This window comes from Adlercreutzia agrestimuris, from assembly GCF_943193125.1.
GTDB lineage: Bacteria > Actinomycetota > Coriobacteriia > Coriobacteriales > Eggerthellaceae > Xiamenia > Xiamenia agrestimuris.
In genome coordinates, this window is the sequence record NZ_CALPCX010000001.1 from 192,105 (window position 1) to 210,258 (window position 18,154).

Annotated in this window: 16 protein-coding genes; 6 read left to right on the top strand and 10 right to left on the bottom strand. The window is 48.9% G+C overall.

Annotated features, from left to right (window positions below):
- Window positions 1-5: 5 nt before the first annotated feature.
- Window positions 6-1,361 carry a diaminopimelate decarboxylase gene (lysA, locus tag NFR28_RS00795; protein WP_251177936.1) on the bottom strand — a complete coding sequence of 452 codons (1,356 nt, stop codon included), beginning with the start codon at window positions 1,359-1,361 and terminating at the stop codon, window positions 6-8.
- A gap of 167 nt (window positions 1,362-1,528) precedes the next feature.
- Between lysA and NFR28_RS00800 the strand changes: the two genes are divergently transcribed.
- The 5 genes from NFR28_RS00800 to NFR28_RS00820 all read left to right on the top strand — a co-directional run bounded on the left by NFR28_RS00800 (window position 1,529) and on the right by NFR28_RS00820 (window position 4,804).
- Complete coding sequence (locus NFR28_RS00800) at window positions 1,529-1,927, top strand: molybdenum cofactor biosynthesis protein MoaE (RefSeq protein WP_251177937.1); 399 nt, start codon at window positions 1,529-1,531, stop codon at window positions 1,925-1,927.
- Window positions 1,928-2,160: 233 nt separating this feature from the next.
- A complete protein-coding gene (gene amaP / locus NFR28_RS00805) occupies window positions 2,161-2,853 on the top strand; it encodes an alkaline shock response membrane anchor protein AmaP (protein ID WP_251177938.1) in 693 nt (230 codons plus the stop codon).
- Window positions 2,850-3,080 carry a DUF2273 domain-containing protein gene (locus tag NFR28_RS00810; RefSeq protein WP_251177939.1) on the top strand — a complete coding sequence of 77 codons (231 nt, stop codon included), beginning with the start codon at window positions 2,850-2,852 and terminating at the stop codon, window positions 3,078-3,080. Before amaP ends, NFR28_RS00810 begins: the two co-directional genes overlap by 4 nt.
- A 36-nt stretch (window positions 3,081-3,116) precedes the next feature.
- Entirely contained in the window at window positions 3,117-3,617 is a 501-nt protein-coding gene (locus NFR28_RS00815; protein ID WP_251177940.1) for an Asp23/Gls24 family envelope stress response protein, read from the top strand.
- 14 nt (window positions 3,618-3,631) lie between these two features.
- A complete protein-coding gene (locus NFR28_RS00820; protein WP_251177941.1) occupies window positions 3,632-4,804 on the top strand; it encodes an Mbeg1-like protein in 1,173 nt (390 codons plus the stop codon).
- Between the two features lie 10 nt (window positions 4,805-4,814).
- Here the strand turns inward: NFR28_RS00820 and NFR28_RS00825 are convergent, their stop codons facing one another.
- From NFR28_RS00825 to NFR28_RS00845, 5 genes are all read right to left on the bottom strand, one after another.
- Entirely contained in the window at window positions 4,815-8,555 is a 3,741-nt protein-coding gene (locus NFR28_RS00825; protein WP_251177942.1) for a phosphoribosylformylglycinamidine synthase, read from the bottom strand.
- A gap of 28 nt (window positions 8,556-8,583) precedes the next feature.
- Entirely contained in the window at window positions 8,584-9,261 is a 678-nt protein-coding gene (locus NFR28_RS00830; RefSeq protein ID WP_251177943.1) for a hypothetical protein, read from the bottom strand.
- Between the two features lie 21 nt (window positions 9,262-9,282).
- Window positions 9,283-10,161, bottom strand: coding sequence for a phosphoribosylaminoimidazolesuccinocarboxamide synthase (locus NFR28_RS00835; RefSeq protein WP_251177944.1), 879 nt, complete (start codon window positions 10,159-10,161; stop codon window positions 9,283-9,285).
- A 108-nt stretch (window positions 10,162-10,269) separates the two neighbouring features.
- Entirely contained in the window at window positions 10,270-11,826 is a 1,557-nt protein-coding gene (locus NFR28_RS00840) for a sensor histidine kinase (protein ID WP_420840391.1), read from the bottom strand.
- A 29-nt stretch (window positions 11,827-11,855) separates the two neighbouring features.
- The gene (locus tag NFR28_RS00845; RefSeq protein ID WP_251177945.1) at window positions 11,856-12,566 is read right to left on the bottom strand and encodes a response regulator transcription factor; all 711 of its coding nucleotides are present in this window, start codon (window positions 12,564-12,566) and stop codon (window positions 11,856-11,858) included.
- A gap of 121 nt (window positions 12,567-12,687) precedes the next feature.
- Between NFR28_RS00845 and NFR28_RS00850 the strand changes: the two genes are divergently transcribed.
- Window positions 12,688-14,091 (top strand): Tat pathway signal protein, encoded by a 1,404-nt coding sequence (locus NFR28_RS00850; protein ID WP_251177946.1) that lies wholly within the window; start codon window positions 12,688-12,690, stop codon window positions 14,089-14,091.
- A gap of 15 nt (window positions 14,092-14,106) precedes the next feature.
- Here NFR28_RS00850 and purB read toward each other — a convergent pair whose 3' ends face one another.
- From purB to NFR28_RS00870, 4 genes are all read right to left on the bottom strand, one after another.
- On the bottom strand, window positions 14,107-15,450 hold the full coding sequence (purB, locus tag NFR28_RS00855; protein WP_251177947.1) for an adenylosuccinate lyase: 1,344 nt from the start codon (window positions 15,448-15,450) through the stop codon (window positions 14,107-14,109).
- A 33-nt stretch (window positions 15,451-15,483) separates the two neighbouring features.
- Window positions 15,484-16,155: a potassium channel family protein gene (locus tag NFR28_RS00860; RefSeq protein ID WP_251177948.1), complete on the bottom strand. Its 672-nt coding sequence runs from the start codon at window positions 16,153-16,155 to the stop codon at window positions 15,484-15,486.
- A 12-nt stretch (window positions 16,156-16,167) separates the two neighbouring features.
- A complete protein-coding gene (locus tag NFR28_RS00865) occupies window positions 16,168-16,827 on the bottom strand; it encodes a potassium channel family protein (protein WP_251177949.1) in 660 nt (219 codons plus the stop codon).
- Window positions 16,828-17,103: 276 nt separating this feature from the next.
- Window positions 17,104-17,922 (bottom strand): CMP-2-keto-3-deoxyoctulosonic acid synthetase, encoded by an 819-nt coding sequence (locus NFR28_RS00870; RefSeq protein ID WP_251177950.1) that lies wholly within the window; start codon window positions 17,920-17,922, stop codon window positions 17,104-17,106.
- Between the last annotated feature and the right edge of the window lie 232 nt (window positions 17,923-18,154).

Here is an 18,154-nt window from a genome sequence, read left to right on the forward strand (position 1 = left end):
TGCTATTATACGTCGCGCGAATAAATATCGTCGTAGGTTTCTCTTCGCGTTGTCACGCGCGCCTGTCCATCTTTTACAAATACGATAGCCGGGCGCGGTTGCCCGTTATAGTTACTTGCCATCGTCTGGCAATACGCACCTGTTCCAAACACCGCAACAATATCACCAAGATCAGGATGTTGAAGTGGCATATCCACCACTACCGCATCTCCGCTTTCGCAATGTTTTCCACAGAGCGTCACGATCTCAGTACGCGGCTGATCAGCCTTGTTAGCAATAGTGGGTTCATAGTCTGCATGGTAAAGTGCCGTGCGGATGTTGTCAGACATTCCACCATCAATAGCAACATACTTACGAACATTTGGAAGCGTCTTTAAGATGCCCACCGTATACAACGTTAACCCCGCGTTAGCCACCAAAGAGCGACCAGGCTCCACTAAAAGCCGCGGAAGCGCAACTTTATATTCAGCGCAATAATCTTTCACTGCATCTACAGTGCATGCCGCAAATTCGTCAATTGATGAGGGAGTGTGCTCTGCAATATAGGCAACCCCTAAACCGCCTCCCATATCAAGCTCTTCAATTTCATAGTCATACTCTTGCTTGATGCGTGCCATCAGCTCAATCATAACCTGCACTGCTTCACGGAAAGAATGCAAGGCAAATATCTGCGAACCAATATGACAGTGAAGTCCCGCCAGACGAACATGAGGCGTTGCTAAAACATCTGCAACGCACGTAAAGGCGAAGTCATTGAGCATGGTAAAACCAAACTTTGAATCTTCGCATCCCGTGCGAATATACTCATGCGTATCAGCCTCTACACCAGGGGTTATACGCATGTAGATGGGCTGTACTACGCCAAGTTCGCCTGCAATTTCTGACACGCGTGCAAGCTCAATGCGACTATCAACCACAATGCGACCTACGCCCGCAGAAATAGCTTCGCGCAACTCTTGCGGCGTTTTGTTGTTACCATGCACAAAAACGCGCTGCGCCGGAAAGTCAACCGAACGAGCACAAGCAAGCTCGCCCCCGCCCGACACGTCTAAGCAAAGTCCTTCTTGCTCTACAATACGAACAACTTCTTTATTCAAAAACGCTTTTGAAGCATAAATGACATCGGAATTCTCATAACGCGAACGAAACGCCTGAAGATAGGTGCTCATGCGGTGACGAAGATCCGCTTCATCCATAACATAAAGCGCAGTACCTTGTTCATGCGCAAGCTCAACCATATCAACGCCACCCACAAACAGATGACCATCTTTTACTTCGGCTGTCATAGGCAGCACTGCACCTAAATCTGTGGTCGTGCGATTATCTGGTTGTTTTGACAAGTCAGACGCAGGTAAAGCCATAGCTTATCCTCCTTATCACCAATGCTAATTCTCTCATCGATTGCGTCACATCTTACCAGCGAGCGTTTGCAACAAGGCGCTTATTCGCAAAAGGCGCGGTAAGTCTAGGCAGGCGGAACCAAGATTCAAGTATAATTGGGCGCACGCTTACAGCAGAAAGGATACCCATGGCTAAAACCGAACCATCACTTGATCAGTGGCTCAAAGAGGCTAAGCTTGACCCTTCCGCCGCGCAATGTGGCATGTATCTTACCCACAATGGCGTTGTGCGCATTACCCCTAAACAACTCGTACGCGAAGGAGTTGAAGGTTTAGGTGAAGTAGCACAAATTGAATTCTCCTATGACGAAGCGGGTGTAGAGGCAGCTGTTGTCGAAGCGCTCACCTGGGATGGCGTTTATTTTGTTCGCGTATGGCTCAATGAAGGCATCCTCAACGTAGGAGACTCCATTATGTATGTTCTTATTGGTGCCGACATTCGCCCACACTGCATTGATGCTTTACAGAAATTGGTTGGCAAAATTAAAAATGAATTGGTAACAGAAAAAGAAATTTACGCCTCTTAGTTTCATGACAAAGACTGTTGTCTGTTTAATTCTGTCAGATTCGTAACAGCACGTTAAACGTGTTGTCGCAACTTCCTCCTCGGGGTTTTCTTGAGCACATTACACCCGTATTGTTTAGTGAAAGCGTCATAAACTCTCGGTGTTACTCCGCTCACCTGAACACCGTGCATCCGGCGCATTGGTGCTTACATTGCCATATGCATGTTGCACACAAACCCTGAGGAGGAGTTATTATGGGCAAACTTAAACGACTTTGTCTCATCGTCTTTCTTATTGCCGCTGTCATTGGCATTGGCATGCTTGCAATTCAATGGTTTTCCTTTGATGCATTAATGCCTACCTATAGCTTTTTTGCCGCCATGCCTTGGTTTTTTACCCTTGAAGCAGTTCTGCTTATCATTGTTGCAATTGGCGTTATATATCTTCTTGGCAAAGCGCTCTTCACTCCTGGCATTGGACGTAATCTTACTATTGTGCGAGATCAGGGCAGTGTTTCTATCACACGTGAAGCATTGGCGTCTACGGTCACCCATGTTGTTGATGCCCACACCGGTCTGAGCGTAGATCGTGTTCGGATTCAAATTCTCAAACCACGCAATCCCTCCATTAACGTGGAAGTTCGCGTTGATCCTGGCACGCATAGCCAACTTGCACAACTTGGCGAAAGACTCCAACAAGAAATCACCGCCGCACTGGAAGCTTTCAGTGGCGCACCAGTAAACCATGTCAAGATAATATTCTCCGGCAATGCCGAAGCAGTAACGCCTTCGTTTACTCAAAACGCACTGGCACATGCTGAACACACGCCCGAACAGTTATCAACAGGTGAAAAGGTTGCTGTTGTAGCTGTTGACAAAGGCAAAAAGACTTCGCAGGTTGCGACAGAGAATGAAATTGACACACAACCAGAAGGTGATCAGCAATGAGCGCTAACACACGTGATGCCCTTCTCCTGTTTCTCGAAAAACATGGTCATGCTCTTGCTTACGGGCTGTTGGGATTTCTCATTGCGCTCTTGATTCTCACCATAGGGTTTTGGCCAACATTACTCCTAAGCGTTTTTGCTGCTATTGGCGTGATTATTGGCACCTACCAAGATGGCAGCGTTCACTTAAGGCGCCTCTTGGCACGTCTTATGAGAAATGTTCGATGACAGAGTCCACGTAAGAATTCCTGTAAGGAGGATGCAATGACAACCAAACATGAAACCGCCGAAAGCAAAACAACTAAACAAGCTACCGAGGTCGAAGAGGTGCAAGCTGTAAGCATTGACGAGGAACCCACTGAAGCCAATGAGCCTGTTTACAAGCTCACTATCTCCGAAAATGTTGTTGAAAAAATCTCAGCAAAAGCCGTTCAAAAGGTTGATGGCATTGTTGCTATGAAAGGTGGTCTTTTCTCCACTATCCAAGAAGGCCTTGGTGGTAGCTCTGAAACCAAAGGCGTCAGCGCCGACCTCCTTGACGACAACTCTGTCAGTGTAGATTTAGATGTCATCTTAGAATATGGCAAGTCAGCTGTAGACATCTTCGAAAGCATCAAGGGTATAGTTGTTGAAGATGTTGAATCAATGACAGGTTTGCGCGTATCTGAACTGGTTGTCAATGTTGTTGATGTCATGAGTCAAGAAGAATACAACAAGAAGCGCAAGAAAACCGATGACGAAGAGGACGAGAACGAAGACGCTTAGAACGGATAGCCACCATGAAACTTTTGGAGTACATTGACCAAAACCTTGCAACCTTTGACGAGTTGCCATTTACTCCACTTGATTCGGCGGCTCTCGCACTTTTTTGTATGGTGCGTTCTGATCTTTTAGTTCCACCGCTTCAAAGTCGTCTAGCCTTTGCCAACGAAGGCACGCTTGTCAAAAATGTTGAGGCGCACACGACAAAGCCTGCACACTTTTTGGATTTTGTACGCGCCGAGTTGTATCCGCGTCTGTTTGTTGGGCTAGAACCTTCAAAGTCTAAAGCACTCATGCTTGCACTTGCAGCAAGCCCACGATATAGAGACATGCTCGTACAAGATGCCCTTGACCTCTTTAATGTAGAGCGACAAACGCAGTTCTTTGCGGTGACCTATATACAGCCTGAATCGTTTGCTTATGTAGGTTTCCGCGGAACTGACGTTTCCTTTACGGGCTGGCGCGAAAACTTCAATATGGTTTTCTCTGAGGTAGTCCCATCCCAATTACAAGCGCTTCGCTACCTTGAAACAATTGCTCCCGACCTTCCTGACAAACTTTATATTGGCGGCCACTCCAAAGGGGGAAATCTAGCTGCCTATGCAGCACTCAACGCTCCGCGCGAAATACAAGATCGAATTGCTGGTGTGTTTTTGCACGATGCTCCTGGTTTTACCGCCGACACCCTTGATCCAAAACTATGGGATCAGCTTGAAGGACGCGTGCATCGCAGCGTACCCCGTGAATCGTTTGTTGGCATGCTCATGAACACGCCCGTAGCATATCGCGTTGTAGAAAGCGATGGCGTAGGCATTATGCAACACAGCACCTATACCTGGGAAGTTGATGAAAAGACCAATGACTTTGTATATCTGGACGCCCTCCAAGATAGAGCGCTTTATAACGCATCAGTATTTGACGTTTGGATGAGCCAATACTCAAATCAAGAAGCAGCTCAAATTACCGATGCGCTCTTTGAAGCAATTGAGGCTTCTGGCGCTCAAAATGCTACTGAAATTTTGTTTGCGGGTCCACACAGTATTGGTCTTATCGCTTCAGCAGCACGACATCTTGATCCTACCTCGCGCAACACACTGCTCAACGCGCTCGGCTCGCTCGCAAATATAGCAGGTGTGGGCATTGGACCGGAGCTTGCCGGTCGCATTACCCACACCTTCAAAAACGCTTAAGTTAAACAGCCTAGCCTGCGAAATAATCAACGCCAGCTTGGAAAATGGGCTGATAAGTTTCACCGGGAACATTCTTGTAGAGACCATATCCTGCACGCTCGGAATGTCCCATCTTGCCAAAGACACGACCATCAGGGCTGGTGATGCCCTCAATTGCCCAAACTGATCCGTTCGGGTTCACTGACAAATCCAAAGATGGTACACCAGCCTCATCAACATATTGCGTTGCAATTTGTCCTTGAGCCGCCATCTGCGCCAAAAGTTTAGGCGATGCAACAAAGCGTCCTTCGCCATGACTAATTGCCACCGTATGAATATCCCCTACTTGGCATCGTGCAAGCCACGGGGAGAGATTAGATGCAACGCGCGTATGTACAAGTCGGCTTTGATGGCGACCAATCTCATTAAAGGTTAACGTCGGGCAATCTTCATCCATAGGACGAATATCACCATAAGGCACCAATCCAAGCTTTACCAACGCCTGGAAACCATTGCAGATACCAAGCATGAGACCATCACGATTTTGCAGCAAGTCACGAACTGCTTCAGTTACTTCAGGCGAACGGAAGAAGGCAGTGATGAATTTCGCCGAACCATCAGGCTCATCGCCACCAGAAAAACCACCTGGCAGCATAATGATTTGCGAATTGCGAATTGCCTCAACAAGCGCCTTAGTACTCTCTGCAACTGCAGCGGGCTCTAAGTTATTGATGACAAGCGTTTGCGCAACTGCACCAGCACGCTCAAAAGCTTGTGCGGTATCAAACTCACAGTTTGTGCCTGGGAAAACCGGAATGATAACGCGCGGTTTTGCAATGACGCCGTTATACGTAAGCGGCATACCACCTTCAAAGGTTTGCGTTGGCACAGCTTCAAGGGTGTCTGCATCAGCGCTGCGATACGGGAATACCGACTCAATAGATCCTTCCCAAAGCTCTTGCAGTGCTGTCAAATCTACATGTTGACCAGCGCAAACAAATTCATAGGCTTCAGTGGTAACACCCAAGCGCTCAACTGAAACACCCGGTACTGACTCCGGCATATCCGCACCTTCTGCCAGCTCCACAACAAAGCTGCCATAAGCGGGCTTGAAAAGCGATGCAACGGAAATCTCATCTTCGCAGATAATGCCATAGGTATTGCCCACGCACATCTTGAACAATGTTTCAGCCACTGCGCCATAGCCCGGCGTAGCGCTTGCCAGCACCGCGCCCTCTTTAATAAGCGACGTCACAAGATCCATAGCAGCATTTTGCGCATCAGCCTGCGCAATAAGCGGCTGCTCCTCAGACGCAGCAGGCGTAATACGAACTACCACATGACCTGCGCCTTTAAATTCAGGCGAAACAATGGTGTCAACCGAGGTAACCGCAGTTGCAAACGACACAAGCGTCGGCGGTACATCCAGAGATTCAAACGAACCAGACATGGAATCCTTGCCGCCAATAGCGCCCACCTGTAAATCAATCTGGGCTTGCAAAGCGCCCAATACCGATGCCATAGGTTTACCCCAACGCTCGGGATCAGTGCGAAGGCGCTCAAAATACTCTTGGAACGTCAGATACATATCACTGCGCGAAAAGCCAGTAGCCACCAAACGTGCAACGCTCTCGACAACAGCTAAATATGCACCAACATACTGATTGGCTTCGCTCAAGTAAGGATTAAAGCCCCATGCCATACCCGAACAGGTAGTTGTCTCCCCCAGCACAGGCAGCTTTGCCACCATAGCCTGCGAAGGCGTAAGTTGCGTCTTGCCACCAAAGGGCATAAGAACCGTAGCAGCACCAATGGTTGAGTCGAAACGCTCTGAGAGGCCCTTATTGGAAGCAATGTTGAGGTCGCCCACCACCGCTTTCATGCGCTCTTCAAGCGTTTGCGAATCATCACCCCATGTCACTGGGTACTCTCCACCAGCAACAACACGCACAGACTGATGCTTAGGAGCACCATTTGATGCCAAGAAATCACGACTTACATCAACGATGGTTTGGTCGTTCCACACCATGCGAACACGCGGTTGTTCCGTAACCGTTGCAATAGGGGTAGCTTCAAGGTTTTCTTCGTGTGCAAGTGCAATAAAGGCATCAACGTCTTCAGCAGCAAGGGCAACCGCCATACGCTCTTGAGACTCAGAGATAGCAAGCTCAGTGCCATCAAGACCTTCATATTTTTTCGGCACGCGATTCAAATCAATGAAGAGACCGTCAGCTAATTCGCCAACCGCAACTGAAACGCCACCTGCGCCAAAGTCATTGCAGCGCTTAATCATCTGACAAGCATCTTTACGTCTAAACAAGCGTTGAATTTTGCGCTCAACAGGCGCATTACCCTTTTGAACCTCGGCACCACAGCTCTCAAGTGATTCGGTATTGTGCGCTTTTGAAGAACCGGTTGCGCCGCCGATGCCATCGCGACCGGTGCGGCCACCCAAAAGCACAATAACATCCCCAGCAACTGGCGTTTCGCGACGAACGTGATCTGCAGGTGTAGCACCAACAACTGCGCCAATCTCCATACGCTTAGCAGCATAACCAGGGTGATACAGTTCGTTTACCTGGCCTGTTGCAAGACCAATCTGGTTACCATATGACGAATACCCTGCAGCGGCTGTAGTCACCAACTTACGCTGCGGTAACTTGTGCGCCAGCGTTTGTTCAACTGGAACGGTTGGATCAGCAGCACCAGTAACACGCATAGCTTGATAGACATAGCTACGACCTGAAAGCGGGTCGCGAATAGCGCCACCAACACAGGTAGCTGCTCCACCAAATGGCTCAATCTCGGTAGGATGATTGTGGGTTTCATTTTTGAACAAGTAGAGCCAATCTTGCTCTTCGCCATCCACATCAACTTTCACCTTAACCGTGCAAGCGTTGATCTCCTCCGACTCATCAAGTCCGGTCAAAATACCTTGAGCTTTCAACCAACGTGCACCAATTGTGCCCATATCCATCAGGCAAAGTGGCTTTTCGTCACGACCGAGCTCATGACGCAAAGCAAGATAGTTCTCAAACGCTGCCTTGACCGCGGCATCCTCAATCTCGATGTTTTCGAGCACGGTACCAAAGGTGGTATGACGACAATGATCCGACCAATAGGTATCAATCATCTTGATTTCAGTAATGGTCGGAATACGACCTTCCTGGCGGAAATACTCCTGGCAAAACTGCAGATCAGCAAGATCCATAGCCAGGCCTCTTTCGGACAAGAAGTTCTCCAAATCAGCGTCGGAAAAGTCCAAAAAGCCCTCAACGCTTTCAACCATTTCAGGTTGTGGCTGATCAAGAAGCAAGGTAGAAGGAAGCGCAAGGCTTGCCTCGCGCGCTTCAATAGGATTGATGACATAGCGCTTAATGGCATCAACGTCAGCTTCGCTGAGAGAACCTGACAAGATATATACGCGTGCGTTACGCACCAGCGGGCGCTCACCTTGACTGATTAGCTGAATGCATTCACTTGCAGAATCTGCACGCTGATCAAACTGACCAGGCAATGGCTCAACGGCAAAGACGATATCATCAACAGGCACGACAAACCCATCGCTTGCCACATCACTTTGCGGTTCACTAAAAACCGTCGGGACACACTGAGCAAAGAGCTCTTCGCCTATGCCCTCAACGTCGTAGCGATTCAAAATACGCACCGACTCAAGGCCTTTTATACCCAAAATATCTTGCAGCTCATGCGTGAGCGCACGAGCCTCAACATCAAATCCTGGCTTCTTCTCAACGTAAACGCGTGAGACCATTGATCCCCCTTTAGGTGTAATCTAAACGCTATTTTGATGCGGTAGTACTATCCTCATTAGCGGCATTCTCTGCTTTTGCCGCTTCTTTCTGAGCCTTTTTCTGAGCGCGCGTCTCTTCTGCCTTTGAAAGCCTAAACCCGCTTCCAAACAAACCGCGCGGCTTAGCTGCAGGCTCTGCCTCTTTTGCTTCAGCAGCTGCAGCCTGCGCCTTCTTCTGCGCAGCGCGTGCTTGCTTTTCTGCAGCGTGCGCCTCTTTGCTCTTCTTTGATTCCATTTCCGCTTGATATTCACGGCGAAGCTTGCGAACCTTGCGAAGATCCACGTAAAGGGCGCCGAAGATGCACAGATAAGCCGTGATCAGCATGCCAAAGGCAACCGCATCGGGCACATGTCCTTGAATGAGCCATGACAAAGCGGTAAAGACCACAGCAGCAATCAAAAGACCCCACCACAAACGCTTCGTGCGCTTAAACTCTTCTGTTGGTGGATTGTAGTATTTACGATCAAGCTGCGCTTGCTTAGCACGCTCAGCACGTTCACGGGCTTTACGCTCTTGTTTCTTTTCCTTCTTTGACTTGGTAGTAGGCTCTAAACGAACTGATGATGCCGCCTTTGTTTTAGGCTTCATGGAAGCGGCGCTTTTTCGCGTCTGACCAAGCTTTTCATCAGTGTTATAACGATCGTTTAGGGGGTTGCGTTGACTCATGATGCTCCTCTAGATACCTCTCTAGCGCACCGGCTCAAACGGTTTGCCGGTGATTTTTTCATATGCTTGAATATACTTTTCGCTCGTTTTATCAATAATCTCTTGCGGAAGACGCGGCGGATTGCCCGTACGATCCCAGTTGGCATTAAGCCAATCGCGCACAAACTGCTTGTCGAAAGAGGGCTGATCGCAGCCAGGCTCATACTCATCACCCGGCCAAAAGCGTGAAGAGTCGGGCGTCAAAACTTCATCAGCTAGAATAACTTGACCATCTAATACGCCAAATTCAAACTTGGTATCCGCAATAATGATGCCCTGCTTCTCCGCATGGTCGCGCGCGGTTTCGTATACGCGAATGGAAAGATCGCGCAGTTTGGTGGCATTTTCTTCGCCAATGATTTCTGCGCAGCGCTCAAAGCTGATGTTCTCATCATGATCGCCAATTTCAGCTTTCGTTGATGGCGTAAAGATAGGAGCCGGCAGCTGAGAAGAGTTGATCAAGCCCTCAGGCAATTCGATACCACAAACGGTACCTTCTTTCTCGTACTCCTTCAGGCCGCTGCCTGCCAAATAACCGCGTACAATGCACTCGGTGGGGAACATATCAGCCTTCTTGACCAACATGAACCGACCCGCCAGATAATCAGCATAAGGCTTGAACTGCTCAGGAAGATCCTCAACATCACAAGAGATGAGATGGTTTTCCACCACGCCATCCAACAGCTCAAACCAGAAGCGCGAAATCTGGGTGAGCACCTGTCCCTTATAGGGAATCTCGTCTTCAAGAATATAGTCAAAAGCAGAAATACGATCAGTTGCAACAAGCAATAGCGAGTCACCCAGATCATACAAATCGCGAACTTTTCCTTGTGCATCAGGCTTGATATCAATGCCAGACATACGCTTCCCTTTCTCCATGTGATCAGTTTTCTGCCAGACAAACCCGCAGCCATGCGAAAATGCCAAGCATTTCTCTGTTTACTCCCTTATAGCTTTCGCTATTATCAACTATTTCATATCTTTTCGCGACTTCCCCCGCGATTTATGTGGTTTGAGGTTTCGGGAAGCATCATCTTGGTAAAGCGGGATGTGAATGGTGAAACATGCCCCCTTGTTCTTGACACCCTCAACCTGCACCCATCCATTATGACGATCCACAATCTCTTTTACCACCGACAAGCCAATTCCAAGACCGCCGCTTTCTCGCGTGCGTCCCGCATCAGCTCTCCAGAAGCGCGAAAATACCATCTTTGCTTCCTCGGGTGAAAGACCAATACCAGTATCAGCTACTTGAATGGCGGCCATGGTATCAGTTGCATACACACGCACAAAGATCCTGCCACCTTCTGGCGTATAACGAACAGCATTCGATATAAGATTTGCGGCAGCCTGACGAATCATATCTGCGTCACCACGTACCCGAACGCCCGGTTCCATCTCATAGGTAAGCGTCAGCCCTGAGTCTGCTACAAATGCCTCATGGGTAGCAACAATTGATTCAAGAAGCTGCCCAACATCAACAACTTCCATCTTGATAGGAGTTGAACGATTCTCAAGGCGCGACAACTTCAAAATTGCATCCACAAGTCGGCTCAAGCGTTGCACCTCAGAATTGACCGTCTCCAGACGCTCTTCGTCTGCTTCAAAAACACCATCGACCATGGCCTCTACCGTAGACTGAATAGCCATAAGCGGTGTACGCAGCTCATGCGCTACGTCGGTCGTCAAACGTCGCTCTAGGTCGCGGTCCTTTTCAACCGAATCGGCCATTTCGTCAAAGGTTTCACCTAAACGCGCAATCTCATCATCACCGTGTAGTTTAGTGCGCGCAGACAGATCGCCTTCTTTGATAGCCTTCGCTGTTGTAGTCATACGATTGATCGGGCTTACCAGGGCGCGTGCGAACAAAAAGCCAATACATGAGGCCAAAACAATAGCAAGACCTGCGGCAAAGATCATTGCTTGGTAAGAATTCTCACGAAATTCCTCGTCAGAGCGTGTAAGAAGCATGTCCGAACCATATACCCATACACGCACTGAGCCAACCGCTACGCCATCTACAACAATGGGACACGTCTCAATACCTTCAGCGTTTGCAGGAGGTGCCAGCGTTCTTCCAGAGCCTGCCATGTCATCTTCAACTTTGACCGCCGCTGAATCATACACAATGCGATGATCAAGGTTGTCAGAAACCAAAATACCAACGCCCGAAGAGGTGCTTTCAGCATATTGGGCAATTTGAATAACTTCAGGACAGTACAGCGTCCCTTCCCCTTTATATACCTTTTCTATGCTTCCCGCCAAACTCTGCGCCAGAGACGACATGTTCTCTTGTGTGTATGTCTGAAAATGCTGTTCCCATACAAACGAAAGAACGCCCAAAGCAATAAGGGCGGTCATAGCAGCAATAAGCGCAAAAGTTGCCGTTACGCGTGTGGTATACGTCAAACGAGCCCACGGCCAGCGAGAATGCTTAGCTCCTGTGGGCTCATGATGTATATCGGAAGCTCCTGATGACTCAGAAGACGGTACCGTTTTTGTTTCAGTTTCTATTTGCGAGGTCACAACGATCGTTTCTTAGCGTACGACGCAAACTATTGGCCAGCTTTGGTAGGATCTTCAAAGCGGTATCCCACACCATGCACGGTATGCAGCCACTTAGGATTACGAGGATTGTCGCCAATCTTGGCACGAAGATTTTTCACGTGCGAGTCAATAGTGCGCTCGTAGCCTTCAAAATCATAGCCGAGAACTTTTTCCACCAGCTCCATGCGAGAATAGACGCGGCCCGGATAGCGAGACAATGTGGTGAGCAGTTTAAACTCAGACGCAGTGAGATCAATCTCTTCACCCGAAACCAACACTTTGTGACCAGAAACGTCAATGGTTAATTCGCCAAATTCAAGTACCTCACGCTGCGGCTCCGAATCAGCATGAACACGACGAAGCAGCGCACGTGAACGTGCAACCAACTCGCGCGGACTAAAAGGCTTGACAAGATAGTCATCTGCGCCCAGCTCAAGACCGATAATACGATCTTCTACTTCACCTTTTGCAGTCAGCATGATGATGGGCACATCGGAATTGTCGCGAATTGCGCGGCACACAGCCTCACCAGGTACGCGCGGCAACATAAGGTCCAAGATTACGAGGTCAAAGTGATGTTTAGAAAACTCTTCAAGAGCTTCATGACCGTCACCTACAGCAGTTACCCAATAGTTCTCACGCTCAAGATAAGCCGTAACCGCATCACGAATGGCTTTTTCATCTTCAACAAGCAAGATGCGACGTGTTTCATTACTCATAGGAAACTCCTTGTTCGGTATAAGCACAGTAATTAAAAGCAACTGAGTCTTGTTTGCGTTTATTGTATCAATTTGTGTGCAGACCTCCAAAACCTGTGCAGGAAATGACACAATAACCACCATGACAACGAAAAGAACTACGCGTGCAAACCACGCGTCTCCTCATAGCACACAAGCAAAGCACACCGCACGGAATACGACTACCCAAACCACACCTCGCAAGCGCTCAGCACATATCCGACCAAGTGCTCAAACACGCACCTCCGCTATAACTGCGGGCGGCATTACGCGCAGGCACTTCGTTTTCGGAGCAGTAGGCATAGGTGCGTTGGGTGCCGTTGGAGGCGGCGTAGCTTTAGCTGCCGCAAAAAGAAATGAAGCTCCTGCTGATGATATTACCGTGCTTGAAGTAAGCGCTGATAATGTCATGAATTCAGATGCTTTAACCTTAGTTGAAGATGCCAACACGCTCATGAGCTGCACGGGCACCTACAAGCTGCCGTATGGGTCGCTCGTCTGGTCCAACAGTGATGATCTTGCCGTTTGCCTCATTCCAACAGAGCAGGCAAACCCCCTCACCCAGGTGGCTATTTTGTCGCTTGCCTCAGGAACCCTTACAACGGTGCTAGAAAAAGCACAGGGTCATGGAGAGGGCTTCGATATTTTCGACGTACGAGCTTCCTCATCAGGTGTTATTTGGGTTGAAGCCGACATCATGGATAACCTATGGCGCGTCTATACTGCCTCTCTTGTGGGCGGGAGTGAAGCCCCTTCGCTTGAGCACATTGTTTGTGTAGCAGAAGGCGACACCGTTGACTGGGAAACGCCTTCTATTGCCGCTGTTGATACGTGGGCATTTTGGCAGGTCATGCCTACTGCCGAGGGCAACGCACGCTCCGAAGATTCCTTGTTGTGGCGAGCAGCATTCGGACAAGACGACACCCAGGTTGTCTACACCTCACACGGACGCATGTCCACTCCGGTCTATGCGCAAACCGATGCTGTTGTCATTGCGCCCCGTGCAGAAGCTGCGGGTGTTTACTACCAACTCACCTGTCTGGATGCTGAATCTGGCGAAACGCGAGATTCGCTCGTACTGCCTCTCAACATGAAGCCCCTCGAAGCAGCATATGGACCAACAGGATTCTCCTTCTCTTTCGATGCGTGGTACACCTACGGTGATGGCATATCCGGGATTGGCACCTACGTGCCTGCAAACCCCGTCCTTGACAGCAATTACGAAAATCAACTGTGGTTTTGCTTCGACCGCACGCCAACCGCTGCCCCAGCGTGGTGTGGTTCGTATTTTATGGTGAAGTCAACAACAGCTGTTTGCGGCGTCAACCTGGACAGTGGCGAGTATTTTGCATTTGATGTTGAAAGCGGATCAGACACCTACGGTGACTATTTAGCCACTTCAGGCACACATACAAATGTGGTCACCTTCGCCAACGTAGATGATACGCCGCTTGAAGGTGACCCCATACATAGTTGCAATGTTCGCGTGTGGACGCCTCTTGCTTAAAAGGTAACGCGCGCTTTAAAACTCAAGTGTTTCCAGGCGCTCAAATACCACGTCAACGCGCGTTAAGAAATCCCAAGGATCAAAGATTTCATCGAGAACTTCTTGCGTGAGATGTGCATCGGGATCTGCCTCAAGGCGCTCACGATAACTTGGGCCATCTACCGCGTTTTGGATGTCTTCCCACACCTTCATAGCATTACGTTGCACGATAACATAAGCATCTTCGCGGCTGATACCCGTATCTACCAGCGCAAGCAGAACTTTCGAGGAGAAAATGAGACCCTTGGTACGCCACAGGTTATGCTCCATCTTTGCAGGATAAACTTGCAGGCCATCAAGCATCCACTGCATCTTTCCGAACATGTAGTCAAGCGCAATGAAGCTATCCGCCAAAGCCACGCGCTCTGCACCCGAATGAGAGATATCTCGTTCATACCACAAAGCAACATCGTCGAAAGCAACTTGTGCATTTGCCTTTACCACGCGCGCTAAACCACACACGCGCTCTGCGGTAATAGGATTACGCTTGTGAGGCATAGCTGAAGAGCCTTTTTGCCCCTTCGTAAAGGGTTCTTCCGCCTCAATAACATCAGATTGCTGCAACAGACGCACCTGCATAGCAATAGACTCAAGCGTTGAAGCGGTTACAGCAAGTGCCGCCATGACCTGCGCATGACGATCGCGTGCCAAAACCTGTGTAGAAAGCGGGTCAGGCGTGAGACCTAAGCGCTCACAGACATATTCCTCAACGAAAGGATCAATGCTTGAATAGGTGCCTACCGCACCAGAAATTGCACCCGTAGCAGCAACTTCGCGCGCCTCAAGCATGCGCTTTTGTGCACGTTTGAGTGCCCATGCCCAGCTGCCAAATTTCATACCAAACGTCATTGGCTCAGCATGGATTCCATGCGTGCGACCCACGCACAACACATCTTTCAACTCAAAAGCACGACGCTTGCATGTTTCGCCAAGAGCAGCAATGTCTTCAAGAATGATGTCAATAGCCTGTACGATTTGATACGACAGCGCCGTGTCACCTAAATCTGACGAGGTCATACCATAGTGAACCCAACGACTTGGTGGCTCTTGACCTTCTTCGATATCGGCATCAATGTATTCAGCCATATTGGTTGTAAAAGCGATTACGTCGTGATTGGTAACTTTCTCAATCTCATCAATGCGCTCGACGGTAAAATCTGCGTGATCGCGAATCCACTGAGCTTCTTCTTTGGTGATGCCGGATTTGCCCAATTCGGCTTGGGCTTCGCAAGCAAGCACTTCGATCTCTTTCCAAATGGAAAACTTATTTTGAAGTTCCCAGATTTCCCCCATTGCAGGTCGCGTATACCTATCAATCACGACTTCATCCTTTCTCTCAATCTGCGCACACTATTATAGAGCGCGAAAAACTGCGCGCACCTCATCAAGCACATCAGAATCGGCAGCAACTACCGCTTTGTCACCACTGTAGAGCGCTGTGTCGGGAGCAACCACAAATACATCATCGCGCGTTGAAACAGCAACGATAATGCTGCCCTCTGGCATGGCTATCTGACTTACCTCTATGCCCTCATCATTTGGATGATGCTTCATTTTGGGCACCACCACCTCAGCAAGCATAACGTTACCATGCGTCAATAGACCCGCAACACTCATAGAACCCAAAAGCGTCTCTTCTTCAATAAGGTTTGCAATCAACGACGTTGAAGAAACGCATTCAATGCCAACCTCTTTAAAGATGCGTTGGTTTTTAGGGCTATTCACACGCGCAATGCAACGAGGAACATTGAATACGCGTTGCGCAATTTCGCACGACACCAAGTTATCGTCGTCTTGGCCTGTGGTAGCAACAAACACATCAGCTCGCCTAATACCAGCATCTTCTTGGTATTTAGAGTCGCATCCGTCTCCATGGATGACAATATAGCGCCCTTCTAACACTTCAGATAGCCTGTCGGCAGTTGCCAAGTCCTCTTCAATGATGGCAACTACGTTGCCACTTTGCAAAAGAACGCCAGCCAAGTATTCGCCAATTTTTCCGCCACCAGCAATCACAATATACATTGGCTAAAACTCCTAATCTTGGATGTATTTCGAGAATGACTCAATAAGCTCATGACGCACACATGCCAAAACCGAGTCTCCGTTATACAAGATAGAATCACGATTCGGAATGGAACTTGCCGAACCGTCACCTCGCTCAAATGCAATGATGCGTATATCATGGTCGCGCTCAAGTTCGCCCACACGAATTGTCTTTTTATCAGTGCTTGAAAGATTCAGCGAGAAACGCAGAACCTCAAACTCTCCAAACGTTTCAATATGGGCACCGTGGCCTGAAACAATCTTTGAAAACACGTCTTCAGCCACCAGCGACGTTCCACACACATAGTCAATACCAAGTTGCATATATGCGCGTTCGTGATCAGGATTGTACAGGCGCGCAATAACATGCGGTACGCCAAATAAACGGCTGGCTACTTCTGCCACCATGAGATTGGTGTTGTCAAATTGAGTAACCGCCGCCACAACGTCACAGTCTTCAATACCTGACTTAACCAAGGTATCTTCATCAAAGCCAACGCCTTGTACTGTAGAACCGTTAAAGTTCCTTCCGAGATTAGCAAATGCTTCTACTCGTTTGTCTATAACGCAAACGTTGCTGCCATTGTCCGAGAGCATGTTTGCCAAGCGCGATCCTACACGACCACATCCGACAACAATAACATTGCTCATAGTGCTCCTTTCACGGGCTCTTACCACTGGGCACTTAGCGTTTCATTCTGTTTGACTATTATAGAACTTAGCTTCCAAAAGAAGGGCTTGCTCAATGTTACTGCACAGTCTTTCTTCTACGACTGCTTCTTCACACCTCAAGAGCACCAAACACGCAGCATGAAGCATGCAATGCACCACACGCCACGCGGCATACAGCGCGCGAAAGCAGGCGTCACGAAGTGCGCCAACAGCCACACATATACAGCTATGAAAATAATTGCATTAGAAAGAAGATTAGATGAGCTGCATCTGAGCGAGCGTTTTGTTGTACCACTCGGTTGCATGCGGCGGGCAATACTTCGCAGCGTTTTCAAGCGTGAGAGAATATCCGTAGCTTGCACCTAAGCCAGCAACATGAGCGTTGATTGCGTCAGACCAGTTTGACCAACTGCTCTCACCCCAGCCCCATGCGTTATAGGGTAAAAAGCAGCTGCCACCCTTTGAGCTTTCCGTATTGGAAATTGCAGGAGAGAAGCGCGGGTCAACGCCATTTTCCCAAGCAGCCAATGCAAATGTGGCGCCTTGACCAGCCAATGCAGATCCAGCCAGATAAGCATCAATACGAGCAGTCCATTCAGCAACGAAGGCATCTTTGCCAACCGACCAATCTACCTCGCTCAAAGAGGTGGTATCTTCGGCGACCACTTCTTGCTCTTGCACAACAACTTCAGCTTGAGCAGCACGTGCTTCCTCTGCTGCAGCAATGCGAGCCTCTTCTTCTGCACGCGCAGCTTCTTCCGCCGCAATACGCGCAGCTTCTTCCTCAGCTTCGATCTCTGCAATACCAGCAGAAATGTCGCGCGGTGCAGCAGATTGCAATGAAGAAGTTTCTACCACAGCAGTATCAGATGCCGAAATTGCAAGCGATGATGGTTCAGAAGATGCAGTGCGGGTTTCAGCGATACCAAAAGAATCGACGCCTTCGGGCGCGCCAGCAACACCAGATGCTACGCCCATGCCAATGCTTGCAACAAGCGCACATGCAGCAACGCCGACAATAGCAACGCGTGCTGCGACGTTGGTTTTTTGTTGTTTGTAACGCTTGTGCGCCACGATCGAACCTTTCCAGTTGGCAAAAAAGTGCACAACACAATACCGCCGAAGCGGTAGACAGCGTAGTAAATTGTTGAGTGGGATTGCTGCCGTGATGGGCTGATATGTCAATTAGTGGTACCTATTGTATCGAAATGAAGCTTTTAAGGCAAAGAAATGTGGAGGGCGCTTCATGTTTTGTTCGCTTGACAAACACATCTTTTGCGTAGTTGCAGGTGGCGCTCATAGCTTC